The sequence below is a fragment of the Paenibacillus sp. AK121 genome (assembly GCF_019042715.1).
GTDB classification, from domain to species: Bacteria; Bacillota; Bacilli; order Paenibacillales; family Paenibacillaceae; genus Paenibacillus; species Paenibacillus polymyxa_C.
The window spans coordinates 321338-334352 of record NZ_JAHPJM010000002.1; the positions used below are offsets into that span (position 1 = coordinate 321338).

Consider the following 13015-nt stretch of genomic DNA (forward strand, 5'->3'; position numbering starts at 1 on the left):
CTGCAGATTTACAGGCTTCTTATATGTTTCATTGCTACGACCCTACGGGATGAACACACCTTCGCGCAAAAACCCGTCAACGGATAGCTTGTGGACAACCTTCCGCTTAATCAGCCAGCCGTACAATCGTTCTACCCTGTGAGCGGGCTGCCAGGATGTCTTCGAGCGCGCTTGGCAGGTCAGCCAAGCCAATTTCGCGCTCAACGAGCTGTTCTAGCTGTTCCGGCTTCCAATCACTGCCGATGTGCTTCCAGATCGCTACGCGGGTGTCATAGGGGCAGAAGACAGAGTCTATGCCCAGTAGATTTACGCCGCGCAAAATAAACGGCAGCACCGTCGTAGGCAGCTTGGTGCCTGCCGTCAGGCCGCTCACGGCAACAGAGCCGTTGTAGGCGATCTGGCTGAGCAGCGAAGCGAGCGGCTTTCCGCCTACAGGGTCTACAGCCGCTTGCCAAAGCTGCTTGGCTAACGGTCGAATGCTCTCGGCACCGTCGTAAACCTCCTCACGCGAAATAACATCGGCTGCTCCGAGCGCCTTGAGGTAATCATGGGATTCGACTTTGCCACTGCTGGCTACGACATGGTAGCCCCTCTTGTGCAGCAAGGAAATGGCTGCACCGCCTACGCCACCCGTCGCACCGGTGACGAGCACCTTACCCTTCTCCGGCGCAACGTCGTTTTGCTCCAGCCGATATAACGACAGGGCTGCGGTGAATCCGGCTGTCCCAAAAATCATCGCCTCTCTCAGCGTGAGTCCGTCGGGAAGTGGAACCACCCAGTCCGCAGGCACGCGCGCATATTGGCTGAATCCTCCGAATTGAGACACACCCAGCCCGTACCCGGTAACGAGTACCGCTTGTCCTTCGCTAAAACGGCTATCCTCGGAAGAAACGACGGTTCCCGAACAATCTATGCCGGGTACGAACGGATAGGATTTGACAATATTGCCATCCTTGCGGGCGGCAAGCCCGTCTTTATAATTGATGCTGGAATAAGCGACACGAATCAATACTTCTCCAGCAGGTAAACTGTCAGTTTCCAAAGAACGTACTTCTGCTTGAACCTCTCCGTCCTGCGTCTGATCGACGACAAGGGCTTGAAATGATTGAGTCATCTGTAAAAGCCTCCTTTATTACCGTTTAAGTCTATGAATGACCTATATAATCCATTTCTAAATTACAAATTATGCTTGGGAAGCATACAACAATCTGCACGTCCTGTCAGCGGCAATGCTCACAAGCTCTTAATCTATTATACCCTTTAGCTCATCAAGACATCGAGCGGACCGGATTATGGCTATATTCTTGCAACAGCTTGTTTCAATAAAGTTCGATAATCAAATATAAAGAAGGTGATAAATGAACTCTTACGTATTTTTCAAATCATTTTACGTAAACGGGATGTATTTTCAGAATGACTGTGCTAACATACCCTTTGATCATTAAATATTCTATGAAGAAAGGTGAATGAATGACAACCAGAGCACTAAAAAATGGTTCGGTATTGTCCGAAGCCAAGGAACTGAATTTGTTCCGTTTGACATGGCCTATTTTCCTTGAATTGTTCCTGTTTATGCTAATGGGAAGCGTCGATACATTCATGCTCAGTTCTGTATCTGATAATGCAGTGTCGGGTGTGGGCGCGTCCAATCAAATTATTTCAATCGCTATCCTTGTACTGGAGGTTATCGGCAACGGCGCTGCTATCGTCGTAGCTCAATATATCGGTTCTAAGAAACTTGTCGAAGCGGCTCAGGTGACGGGTACGGCCATTACTCTGAATTTAATGGTAGGTCTTTTGCTAAGCGTGATTTTTCTTGTGTTTGGTACTCATATGTTGCAATGGCTGAATGTCCAGGGGGATATTCTGACTTACGCGGAATCCTATATGAGTATCGTCGGGGGGGCCATTTTCCTTCAGGCATTGATTAACTCGCTGGCGGCGACCATTCGTACGCACGGTTTTACCAAAGAAACGATGTATGTATCGGTTTTTATGAACGTGATCCACGTGGTCGGCAACTATGTTTTGATTTTGGGGCATTGGGGAATGCCTGCACTCGGTGTAGAAGGTGCTGCTATTTCTACAGTAGGTAGCCGCTTTATTTGTCTCTTGATCTTCTTCTGGCTGATGTACCGGGTAACTGAGGTCCGTGTCGAGTGGAAATATTACGTCCATTTATCCAGAAAATTTATCACAAAAATATTGCGTATTGGTGTACCATCCGCGCTGGAGTCCATCATGTATCAGTCTTGTCAGCTCATATTTACACTGTATGTGACTTATCTGGGCGCTGAAGCGATGGCGACACGTCAATATGCCAATAATATTTCGAGCTATATTTATTTGTTCAGTATGGCAGTTGGTATGGGAACGGCTATTGTAGTGGGGAGGCTCGTGGGAGCCAGGGAGAAGGATACGGCTTATAAACGTGTATTGAGCAGTGTGAAATGGGCGCTGCTCGTGACTGTGATCATTGATGCCATAGTTATCTTTTTCCGTGTACCCCTGCTCGGTTTGTTTACGGAAAACCCTGAGATTATTCGTTTGGGTGCACAGGTTATTTTACTTAGCATTCTGCTGGAAACTGGCCGGACGACGAATATCGTCATTATTAACTCGTTGCGTGCTGCTGGAGATGCCAAGTTCCCAGTCTTTATGGGCCTGATCTCCATGGTCTGCATGAGCTTGCCGCTGGGTTATCTGCTGGTATTCAAGCTGGATATGGGACTCGCTGGTGTGTGGCTGGCGATTGCTGCTGATGAATGGACTCGTGCTGTCATCATGTATGCCCGCTGGAGAAGCCGGTTATGGGAAAAGCATTCGCTGGTCGAGCACGATACACCGGATCAACCTGCAACGCCTGTTCCGGCACACTAATCCAAGTAGTTATTCGGGTTAACTGGAACCTAGCTTTTTGATAGAGTTGTATACGTGGAGGTAGTTCAAGAGAACATCTTGAACTACCTCTTTTTCCTGCATAGAGTGGAAATAGCAGTGAGCCAAAAGTTGTATATGAAAATGGAGTTGGCGAAGTGGCACCACAGGTAAGTTTTAAGCTCAAAATATATCATAATGGCATTCATAAATAGAAGTATGGTAAATTTACTAAAAGAAAGATATACTTTTGTTGCACTAACGCAGTACATGAAAGACAAGGAGTGTACCGATGAAGAAGCCAACGATTGAAGATGTTGCCCAGAAGGCGGGAGTGTCTAAAAGCACGGTCTCGCAATTTCTGAACAAACGATATAAATATATGAGCGACCAAACCAAGGACCGGATCGCCGAGGTTATTCAAGAGCTGAACTATCAGCCTAACGGGCTGGCCCGCAGCTTGAAGCAAAACCGGACGTTTATGGTGGGAGTTATTGTGGCCAACATTGATTATACGCTGTCGATTCAGTCTATCCGTGCGATTGAGGAGGAATTGCAGCGCTTTGGCATTCAGGTGATCATTTGCAACGCCGATGAAAACCCTGACAAGGAAAGTCAGTATATTGAGATGCTCAAGGCCCGCCAAGTGGACGGCTTAATCATCTTCCCGACAGGAAAGCATGCGGACATTTACAACCAGCTCATTCGGGAAAAATATCCATTGGTGTTTTTGGACCGCCTGGTGGACGGTGTCAATACACGCAGCCTGCTGCTGGATAACGAAATGGCGATTAAGCTGGCGATTCAGGAACTTGTGGCTCACAAGCATGAACGAATTGCGTTGATTACCTTGCCCCTTGGCTTGAATCGGATTACTCCACGAGTGGAGCGGCTCAGCGGATATAAGAAGGCGCTGGAGGAGCATGGCTTGCCATTTCGTGAAGAGTATATGCACAGTGTGCCGAGAGAAGAAATCCAGCAGACACTGAAGGAACTGTTCCAACTGACGGAGCCGCCGACTGCACTGTTGGCCGGGAATGATATTGTGTTGGCTGAGGTGTTGAAGTATGTGAATGCCCGCCGTATACGTATTCCGGCAGAATTGTCCATTATCGGAATTGACGATGCGGAGTTTGCCCATATTTACAATCCGCCCATTACGACCATTACACAACCGATTGCGGATATGGGGAAGCAGGCGGCAAAAACGCTGCTGTCCAGCATTGAGGAAGGCGGCGAGTCGGTTCCGATTATTTACCGATTTGTGCCGGATATCCATCGAGGAGAATCCGTCAAAACGCTGTAAACGAGTATATGTCATATATATAAAAATAGCCCGTATTCCTTTGTACGACCTGAGTATGCGTATGCTGCTCAGGTCGTACAAATGCGAATACGGGCTATTGGAAGTTAAGGCTGACTTAGGATTCGGCCTTGTTGAGCTTGCGCTCATAGCGGTGAAGGTTATGCGGGGAATGAACCCAAACTAATTGGTGCTGGCGCTGAGCAAAAAAGATTCCAATTCGGCTCGCGTCGGATAGCCGTCCATGTCTCCGGCTGACATGACAGCCAGCGCACCAAGTGCATTACCGCGCTTGACTGCTTCAGCCAGGGGTAATCCTTCCAGCAGTGCGCTGATAACACCTGCGGCAAAGCCGTCACCTGCGCCGACGGTATCCACGACATGATCTACGCGGAAACGCTTGACATATCCCTCTGCATCTGCGGATTTGTAATAGGCGCCTTCGGTTCCCAACTTGATGATCACCAGCGAGGTGCCGCGATCGAGGTAGAACGAAGCGATATCTTCAGGCGAAGTATAGCCTGTTAGTATTTTACCTTCATGAATGCCTGGCAGCAGCCAGTCGCAACCCTCGGACGCTTCGTTAATCGCCTCCACCATCGTTTGTGTGTCAGGCCATAACTTGGGTCTGAGGTTGGGATCGAAGGATACGGTTTTGCCTGCCTTTTTCATAAACTGCTTCGCATGTCGGGCGAAGTCGCGGCATTCAGGGGAAAGTGCGACAGAAATACCTGTAAAGTGCAGGTGGCGAGCCCCGGCAAAGTAAGCTTCGTTAAAATCAGCAATGCTCAGTGTGGAAGCGGCGGAATGCCTGCGAAAATATTCGACCTCAGGATCGCCGCTGGTAACTTTGGATTTAATCAGCATCCCGGTAGAGTGGTCTTTGGTAAACATGACATTTTGGGTGTCAATCTTCTCCTGACGCAGTGCATCGGCAATGAACTTGCCGAACGTATCCTCGCCGAGTTTGGTCACGAGTCCGGCTCGTAGTCCCAAACGCGACAAACCGGCCGAAACATTCGTCTCCGCTCCGGCCAGCGCTTTGGTGAATGAACGCACCTCATCCAGAGAGCCTGCTTCATTGGCGTAAAACATGGCCATGGGTTCTCCGAAGGTAACAGCATCCAATGTTGCGGTCATTTGAATTCCTCCTTATGTTTAGTAAACTAAATCTGTAAGCGTATGCACCACTTGAATAAAATGAAATTATCACATAAATCGGTTTTTCACAATGAGTAAGTTGATATATTTGCTAAAAACTTTTTGGGTAATATAGATAAAAAAATATGTTCTTGTTTATCAAAAGGTAAAAAGTATGTAAAAATTCGCGAATATTAAGGCTTTTTCTAGGAATGATGAAGTTTTGGGTTGACACCCTCTTAGATAATTATTACAATTCTAGCTAAGAAGTAGAGTTAGAAACCGCTTTTATAACAATTCCGTTGATAAAAAAGTTTATCTAAACAGGAGGAATGTTTTTATGGAAATGCGTTATTCAACTCATCCCGAACATGCCAAGCATTTTACGACTGAAGAGTTGCGTCAGCACTATCTGATTCAGGAGCTTTTTGTACCTGAGGAAGTAAAGCTGGTCTATACGCATGAAGATCGTGTCATTATCGGGGGCATTCACCCCGTGAATAAATCTGTTGCACTGGAAGGTAACGATCAAATCAAAGCGGAAACTTTCCTGGAGCGCCGTGAACTGGGTGTTTTTAATGTCGGCGGCAGTGGTACGGTCAAGGTGGATGGTGAAACTTACGAGCTGGCCACAAAAGACTGTCTTTACGTAGGTAAAGGTGCCAAGGAGTTGATCTTTGAAAGCGATTCCAGCGAAAAACCTGCGAAGTTTTATATCGTTTCAGCCTTGGCTCATACCACGTATCCGACGACGAAGCAGTCTTTTGCCGATGTGCCGTCTGAAAGTTTGGGTTCGCAGGAAACAGCCAATAACCGCACGTTACGTCGCTTTATCCATGATGAAGGCATTCAAAGTTGCCAACTGGTTATGGGTATGACCACATTAGAGAACGGCAGTGTGTGGAACTCTATGCCAACACATGTTCATGACCGTCGCATGGAAGTGTATTTCTATTTTGAGCTGGATGAGAACGCCAGAATGTTCCACCTGATGGGTGAGCCGAACGAAACGCGCCATCTGGTCATGAAAAATGATGAAGCCGTTATTTCCCCACCTTGGTCTATCCACTGCGGTGCGGCTACGGGTAGCTATACCTTCATTTGGGGCATGGCCGGTGAAAATAAAACATACAAGGACATGGATCAGGTAGCCATGAGCGAGCTGCGTTAATCCGGTCATTGCATTGGAGCGTAGACCTGCAAGCGGCTGAGGAACCATGGTCATCTCATTCGTGGAAAGGATCAGGAACATGACGAAAAAGAAAGTTTTGGAACATATCACTTCGGTTGGTGTTGTCGCAGTCATTCGGGGAAACACAGCGGAGGAAGCGTATCAAATGTCCAAAGCCTGTATTGAAGGCGGCTTGGATAATATTGAGCTTACGTTTACCACACCGGATGCGGATCAGGTCATTCGAAGATTGAGAGACGAATTTAAGGACCGGGCCGTTATTGGTGCAGGAACTGTACTGGAGTCACTGACGGCGAGAATTGCTATTCTGGCCGGAGCAGAATTTGTTGTGAGTCCTTCTTTTGAAGAAGAAACAGCGAAGCTATGCAATTTGTACGCGATTCCTTATATGCCTGGCTGTATGACGCTGAATGAGATCAAGGAAGCCATGAAATTGGGCAGTGATGTCGTGAAGTTGTTCCCGGGCAATACGATGGGGGCGGACTTTGTTAAGGCCGTGAGAGGACCAATGCCTCACGTGCAGATTATGCCAACGGGTGGCGTTGATCTGGATAATATGGAAACCTGGCTGCGTAACGGATGTGTGGCTGTGGGAATTGGAGGCAATTTGACGGCTCCAGCCAAGGAAGGTCGCTACGACTTGATCACAGAAAATGCAGCGCGTTATGTAGCTAAATATAAAGAAGTACGTGCAGCGTTGTAGGCTTCAGGAAATATAGGTTTTTATACTAATTTGTGATGGAGGCGTAGGCATGGGTCTGGACAATTTTTCATTGGATTTTTTCAGTCTGAAAGGTAAAACGGCGATTGTAACAGGGGGCAACAGTGGACTAGGTCAAGGATATTCCGTGGCTTTGGCCAAAGCAGGCGCAAACCTGTTCATTGTAGCTAACAATGATGATTATGAAGAAACAAGACTTCTGCTGGAGCCAACGGGTGTAAAGTTTGCCTTTTACCAGGCTGACCTGACTGAAAAAGCATCCATTAAAAAACTTGTAGAAGAGTGCGTCAAGGAATTTGGCAAAATTGATATCCTTGTCAATAATGCGGGTACGATCCGCCGCGCTCCTTTGCTGGAGTATAAAGATGAAGATTGGGACGCTGTTATGGAAATCAATCTGAATGCTGTATACCATTTGAGCCAGGAAGTGGCGAAGATAATGGTAGAGCAAAAAAGCGGAAAGATTATTAATGTCGCTTCTATGCTTGCTTTCCAAGGCGGCAAGTTCGTTCCGCCGTATACAGCAAGTAAGCATGCAGTGGCTGGCTTGACCAAGGCATTTGCAAACGAGCTGGCGGTTCATAACGTTCAGATTAATGCGATTGCCCCTGGTTATATTGCTACGGCGAACACAGCTCCAATTCGTGCGGATGAAAATCGCAATCAAGAAATATTGTCGCGTATTCCTGCTGGTCGTTGGGGTGATCCGTCTGATCTGATGGGAGTTGTTGTTTTCCTCGCCAGTCAGGGTTCGGACTACATGAACGGTCATATCTTGGCGGTGGATGGCGGCTGGCTGGTACGTTAAGCAGCGCTACTCACATCGAAGTCATGAACTGAAAGCTGCCTCAAAAGGAATTCATCCTTTCAGGCAGCTTTTTTGTATGATGAAGCGATAAGCTGAACATGAAGATTTGGGACGCTGTGTCGATTCCGTCCTATGCATGTGACACGAATGCCTTTATAATTTAATGAGATAAAAATTGCCTAGGCTCCAGCCGTTACACTTGGTTGGAGCCTTTGAGCATAATACAGAATGGATTGGAGAATGGAGAGATGAGTTCACAGCAACACCAACGAGCTTTGGTATACAAATCTTTGTGGCATGCAGGTCCTTGGGTGCTTGCCGCAGGGATCATCCTGGTGGGTGCCAATCTGCGCGCCTCGATTACTTCGGTAGGACCCCTTATCGGTTTGATTAAGGATTCTTTGCATATTTCGAATACACTAAGTGGTCTGTTAACGACATTACCGCTGCTTGCTTTTGCACTGTTGTCGCCTTTTGTAGCCAAACTGTCGCGCCGCTTCGGGTCTTCCCTTATTATTTTTGCAGCCTTGCTGCTGTTGACCGCAGGTATTGTGGTGCGCTCGACGCTAGGAGTGACTGCGTTATTTGTCGGGACTGCGATGCTGGGACTGGCTATTGCTGTATGCAATGTTTTGCTGCCCAGCCTAATCAAAGAGGAGTTCCCCCGCAATAGTGGACTAATGACCGGCGTATATTCCGTATCCATGAATGTGGTCGCTGCAACAGCATCCGGTCTGAGTATACCGCTGGCACTGAACGGAGGAATGGGCTGGCGCGGTGCTTTGGGAATTTGGGCGATTGTCGGTGTCGTAGGTATTTTACTCTGGGTGCCCCAGCTTCTTAAGGCGCGCCGAACGGCTAATCAAGCGGCAGTGTCTGCCCGAACGGTGAATGTGTATAAATCGTCTTTGGCTTGGAAGGTAACGCTGTTTATGGGGCTGCAATCTGCCCTGTTCTATGTTCCTGCTGCCTGGTTTCCCGAAATGATGAGCGGACAGGGAATGGATTCAGAGACTGCGGGATGGATGCTGTCTGTGATGCAATTTTCACAAATGCCATTTACTTTTATTGTGCCTATTTGGGCGGCGCGAGTGAAGGATCAGCGGCTATTGGTTCTGATTATGGCAGTGCTGTATTTTATCGGTCTGGGTGGATTTCTGCTCGGGGCTACACAGTGGAGTGTGGTTTGGGTTATTTGTATTGGAATAGCAGGTGGTTTTGCTTTCCCGCTAGTCATGATGTTCTTTAATTTGCGGACCCGGACACCGCAGCAGGCCGCAGAGCTGTCAGGTATGGCGCAATCCTTTGGTTATTTGCTGGCAGCGACAGGACCGACACTATTCGGTTATTTGCATGATGCGACACAAGGCTGGACAATTCCGCTACTTTTACTCTTGTGCCTGAGTGTGCTGCTCATGTTTACAGGCCTGGGTGCAGCCAAGAAACGATATGTCGGAGGCGAGGTGGATGATCAGGCTGCAATTTGATGCAGATGGCTATAGCGTGGTCTATAATGCAGATCGTGTTATGTTGTTGGCTAAAGAGTTTGCGTTGTTGCGCTTTCTATACGATAACCGGAATCAGGTGTTCACCCGGGAACAACTGCTGGATCGTGTGTGGCCGTTGGAATATCCAGTGGAGCGTACCGTGGATGATCATATCTACAGATTGCGCAAAAAACTTAAGGCATGGACTGGGCTTCGTATTCATACGGTTAGAGGGTATGGCTACAGCTTGACCCTGACTGACGTGCAGCCGCAGAACCATCCGTCCTTGCACGATCAGGAGGTGCAAGACGCCGTACATGGACTATTCCGCAAATACCAGCTGTTGGGACAGGGAAATTCCATCGTAGCACTGGCTGCCCAGCAGGAGCAGATGGGTTTTCAAATGTCCTCCTTTTATCAAATGTATACCCGTTTTGTACAGGCAGATGTGGCTTGGTTCTTGAAGCAGGAGGATTTTGCACCCGCGGACCGTTTGTATTGGATGCTGCTGCTATATACGGGCACAGCAGGGGTAACGGATGAGGGGCTTGCTCTATGTGAGCGTGCGCTTGTCAGTGGATTGCTGTCCAGTGACCAAGAGCGCGAATTACGCATCCTCAATATCCTGGAGGCTTATGTGGAAAATGGACAACCTGAACGCGCACAGGAAGGTCTACCACTGACTTTAATGGTCATGGAGCGGGATGATCTCGATAAATTTGTGATGCCGGTTGCGCTCATGGAGATGTACATGCATCTGGTTGCCAATCACATGGAAAAGGCTGCTGAACTTTCTGATCGTCTGGAAGGCATGCTGTCGAAAGCTCCGTATTTGCGTGAACTGGGTCGTTATCGCATGATGCGCGGACTTATGCTGTTGCGTACTGGAGATGTGGACAACGCCGAGCGGCTCATGGATGAGGGGCTAGTTACCCTTGATATGGCGAAACAGGAACTGCTAAAAATCAAGGCGGTTTGCCAAATTCGCGGTTTTTTGAAGCTCTGCGGCTCTTATCCCATGTTGGAAGAGAAATACGCGGCTCAATATAATCGGCTTGATCGGGACAATAATTTAACATTGCATCGTCCGGCGCTAAGACGCTGGCTGGAGCAGATCCTTTCTGGGGTCTGATTTTTTTAGCTGTCTGATTTTCCTCTGATATAGGCCCGCTAGAATGTTCTTATTGCTAAAGAAGCAGAAAATGAGAGCAGGGTGAGTAGAAATGAAGGAAAATAAAGAATTGCAATCCACGCTCAGCATTTGGCGTAACGGTCGTTTTCGGCGGATGTTTGCGGCCCATACGGCTGCTTCCTTTGGCGATTGGTTTGATGCTATCGCCATTCAGGTGCTTGTTGCTTACCGCTGGGAAGCCGATCCCATGCTGATTGCGCTGATTCCGGTAGTCATGGCACTACCGGGTCTACTACTCGGTTCCATTGCAGGCACGTTAGCCGATCGGGTGCATAAGGCCCGACTGATGATCATCTGCGATGCAGCTATCGCCTTATTGACGCTGGCGATTCTCGCCGTCCCAGGTCCGGCGTGGCTGTTGCCTTTGCTTGGTTTGCGCGCGGCGGCTGGCGTATTCCAAATGCCTTCACAGCAAGGCTTGACCCGTACAGTAGTCGCCAGTGGCGACCTGTTCCGTGCAACCTCACTGAATGGGCTGGTCAATCAGGCCTCCAAAGTGGCGGGGCCCTTGCTGGGCGCCATGACTCTGACTGTGCTGTCCCCGCAAGCATGCATTATCCTGAATGCACTGCTGCGTCTCTGCTCTGGCCTGCTGCTCTGGCCGCTGCGTGGCATCGGCCCGACGCTGGCTGCCACAGACCAGCAAGCGGTTGCTGGTGCTGACGCGCAGCTAAGGAAGTCGGCATCGCTTACAGCGGATGAGGCAGATGATGCCAAGATGCAGGGAGGGCCTGCTCACGCATCCCGTTTTTTCAGCCAGTGGCGGGAGGGTTGGGCGTTCCTCTGGCGCAGTCGAATGCTTTTGCATACGCTCATATTCGGCCTGTTCGGTTTGATCGCCATTCTTATGATCGACTACCAGTTCCCTACATTGCTGCGAGTGCTCGCTCCGGGCAACGAATCGCTGCTCGGTTGGCTGGTTTCAGCTATAGGTGCTGGCGCCGTCGGCTGCATGCTTGTGCTTAATCGCTTGAATCGTATAAGCGCAGGCTGGGGGCTCGGTGGAGGGTATGTGCTGGTTGGCGGAGCTATTGCCGCTTTGGGCTGGGCGCAACCCGGGACAGGACTCCCTGTTCTGCTTACGATCGGGGCCATGCTAGGTGTGGGGAACGGCCTGTACATTATCACCCAGAATTACATATTACAAGCCAAAACCCCTGCTGATATGGTGGGGCGCGTCTTTGGTATCCAAAGTACCGTGATTGGAGCGATCATGGTCATTTCGCCGCTTGCTGGGGGAGTATTGATCCGAATAGCAGGGGCGGGGACGGCTTTTGTCTGGATCGGAATGACTGTAGGAATCCTAGGTTTGGCAGGACTACTGCTTCAATCCGTAATTTGGCGCGAGTCTCTCGCTAATCCTACCCCTTCTACTGAACAAAATGTTGATCTAGCGTAATCGTTTGCTTCCATTCTAGCAATTTATATTTTTAGCATAGGAGAGATCATGTTGATTCAAAATTCTTCATCTACAACGCCAGTGGCACGACTACTTGAAGGCTCGCGGGTGTACTTGCGTCCCATTAACGTGGAGGACACCGAGCTATACTATAATACATTGTTCCATCGGGAAGTGCGGAGACTGACGGGCACACAGCGAAGCTTTACCAAAGAGCAAATTGCCCGTTACATTGAAGGTAAAGGGCAGGATTCCTCAAGCTTGCTGCTTCTCATTGCACTTCAGGAGGATGATCGTGTCATCGGCGATATTGCATTACAGGATATGGATAGCCTGAATCGCAGCGCCAACATCCGTATTGCGATCAATGAGCAGGGGGATCAAGGCAAAGGCTACGGCACCGAAGCGCTTGTGTTAATGCTGGACTATGGGTTCGGCATTTGTAACCTGCATCGGATTGAGCTGAATGTATTTGATTTTAATGAAAAGGCCATCCGCTGCTATGAAAAAGTAGGCTTTAAGCGTGAAGGTGTGCAGCGGGATGCTTTATTTTACAATCACCAATACCACGATTCGATTTTGATGAGTATGCTGCAGCATGAATATCGCAACAGATATGTGTAACAAGCAGAAAATTGATTCAATACGTTTACACGGGTTTGCAGAAGAGATATAATTAAAAGATAAAGTTACTTGTTTGCGCAAGGATAACCGACAACATCAAATGAATATATGAATTACCGGAGGAGCCTGTCACCAAGGCTCCTTTATGTCTTTTTAGGGGAACCTGTGCTGTATGTCGGGTTTCCCTTTTTATTTTGTGAGTTGTTGGTCTGTTTAAGGTCAGACACATATTTTGGACGATTGTTCTGCATTTTATAATTATCCGTTTTCTT

Annotated in this window: 11 protein-coding genes; 9 read left to right on the forward strand and 2 right to left on the reverse strand. The window is 48.5% G+C overall.

Annotation, left to right across the window (positions count from 1 at the left end; genetic code table 11):
- Window positions 1–106: 106 nt before the first annotated feature.
- Entirely contained in the window at window positions 107–1114 is a 1008-nt protein-coding gene (locus KSP24_RS04715) for an acrylyl-CoA reductase family protein (protein WP_129550190.1), read from the reverse strand.
- A 356-nt stretch (window positions 1115–1470) separates the two neighbouring features.
- Between KSP24_RS04715 and KSP24_RS04720 the strand changes: the two genes are divergently transcribed.
- Both KSP24_RS04720 and KSP24_RS04725 read left to right on the forward strand, forming a co-directional pair.
- Window positions 1471–2880, forward strand: coding sequence for an MATE family efflux transporter (locus KSP24_RS04720; protein WP_025676737.1), 1410 nt, complete (start codon window positions 1471–1473; stop codon window positions 2878–2880).
- 289 nt (window positions 2881–3169) lie between these two features.
- Complete coding sequence (locus KSP24_RS04725) at window positions 3170–4183, forward strand: LacI family DNA-binding transcriptional regulator (RefSeq protein ID WP_126666360.1); 1014 nt, start codon at window positions 3170–3172, stop codon at window positions 4181–4183.
- Window positions 4184–4363: 180 nt separating this feature from the next.
- Here KSP24_RS04725 and KSP24_RS04730 read toward each other — a convergent pair whose 3' ends face one another.
- A complete protein-coding gene (locus tag KSP24_RS04730; protein ID WP_013373616.1) occupies window positions 4364–5320 on the reverse strand; it encodes a sugar kinase in 957 nt (318 codons plus the stop codon).
- 340 nt (window positions 5321–5660) lie between these two features.
- Between KSP24_RS04730 and kduI the strand changes: the two genes are divergently transcribed.
- From kduI to KSP24_RS04765, 7 genes are all read left to right on the forward strand, one after another.
- The gene (gene kduI / locus KSP24_RS04735) at window positions 5661–6491 is read left to right on the forward strand and encodes a 5-dehydro-4-deoxy-D-glucuronate isomerase (RefSeq protein ID WP_013373615.1); all 831 of its coding nucleotides are present in this window, start codon (window positions 5661–5663) and stop codon (window positions 6489–6491) included.
- Window positions 6492–6570: 79 nt separating this feature from the next.
- Window positions 6571–7215 carry a bifunctional 2-keto-4-hydroxyglutarate aldolase/2-keto-3-deoxy-6-phosphogluconate aldolase gene (locus KSP24_RS04740; protein WP_013373614.1) on the forward strand — a complete coding sequence of 215 codons (645 nt, stop codon included), beginning with the start codon at window positions 6571–6573 and terminating at the stop codon, window positions 7213–7215.
- Window positions 7216–7264: 49 nt separating this feature from the next.
- Window positions 7265–8041, forward strand: a complete 777-nt coding sequence (gene kduD / locus KSP24_RS04745; RefSeq protein ID WP_040102621.1) for a 2-dehydro-3-deoxy-D-gluconate 5-dehydrogenase KduD — start codon at window positions 7265–7267, stop codon at window positions 8039–8041.
- Between the two features lie 248 nt (window positions 8042–8289).
- Window positions 8290–9528, forward strand: a complete 1239-nt coding sequence (locus KSP24_RS04750; RefSeq protein ID WP_137079461.1) for a CynX/NimT family MFS transporter — start codon at window positions 8290–8292, stop codon at window positions 9526–9528.
- Window positions 9509–10660, forward strand: a complete 1152-nt coding sequence (locus tag KSP24_RS04755) for a winged helix-turn-helix domain-containing protein (RefSeq protein ID WP_216974586.1) — start codon at window positions 9509–9511, stop codon at window positions 10658–10660. Before KSP24_RS04750 ends, KSP24_RS04755 begins: the two co-directional genes overlap by 20 nt.
- Before the next feature lie 91 nt (window positions 10661–10751).
- Window positions 10752–12119 (forward strand): MFS transporter, encoded by a 1368-nt coding sequence (locus tag KSP24_RS04760; protein ID WP_216974587.1) that lies wholly within the window; start codon window positions 10752–10754, stop codon window positions 12117–12119.
- A 48-nt stretch (window positions 12120–12167) separates the two neighbouring features.
- Window positions 12168–12743: a GNAT family N-acetyltransferase gene (locus KSP24_RS04765; RefSeq protein WP_129550185.1), complete on the forward strand. Its 576-nt coding sequence runs from the start codon at window positions 12168–12170 to the stop codon at window positions 12741–12743.
- Window positions 12744–13015 lie beyond the last annotated feature (272 nt).

Bases quoted from the DNA above. Each gene is read 5' to 3' on its own strand.
- KSP24_RS04715 (WP_129550190.1), bottom strand. From the start codon at position 1,114: ATGACTCAATCATTTCAAGCCCTTGTCGTCGATCAGACGCAGGACGGA.
- KSP24_RS04720 (WP_025676737.1), top strand. From the start codon at position 1,471: ATGACAACCAGAGCACTAAAAAATGGTTCGGTATTGTCCGAAGCCAAG.
- KSP24_RS04725 (WP_126666360.1), top strand. From the start codon at position 3,170: ATGAAGAAGCCAACGATTGAAGATGTTGCCCAGAAGGCGGGAGTGTCT.
- KSP24_RS04730 (WP_013373616.1), bottom strand. From the start codon at position 5,320: ATGACCGCAACATTGGATGCTGTTACCTTCGGAGAACCCATGGCCATG.
- kduI (WP_013373615.1), top strand. From the start codon at position 5,661: ATGGAAATGCGTTATTCAACTCATCCCGAACATGCCAAGCATTTTACG.
- KSP24_RS04740 (WP_013373614.1), top strand. From the start codon at position 6,571: ATGACGAAAAAGAAAGTTTTGGAACATATCACTTCGGTTGGTGTTGTC.
- kduD (WP_040102621.1), top strand. From the start codon at position 7,265: ATGGGTCTGGACAATTTTTCATTGGATTTTTTCAGTCTGAAAGGTAAA.
- KSP24_RS04750 (WP_137079461.1), top strand. From the start codon at position 8,290: ATGAGTTCACAGCAACACCAACGAGCTTTGGTATACAAATCTTTGTGG.
- KSP24_RS04755 (WP_216974586.1), top strand. From the start codon at position 9,509: ATGATCAGGCTGCAATTTGATGCAGATGGCTATAGCGTGGTCTATAAT.
- KSP24_RS04760 (WP_216974587.1), top strand. From the start codon at position 10,752: ATGAAGGAAAATAAAGAATTGCAATCCACGCTCAGCATTTGGCGTAAC.
- KSP24_RS04765 (WP_129550185.1), top strand. From the start codon at position 12,168: ATGTTGATTCAAAATTCTTCATCTACAACGCCAGTGGCACGACTACTT.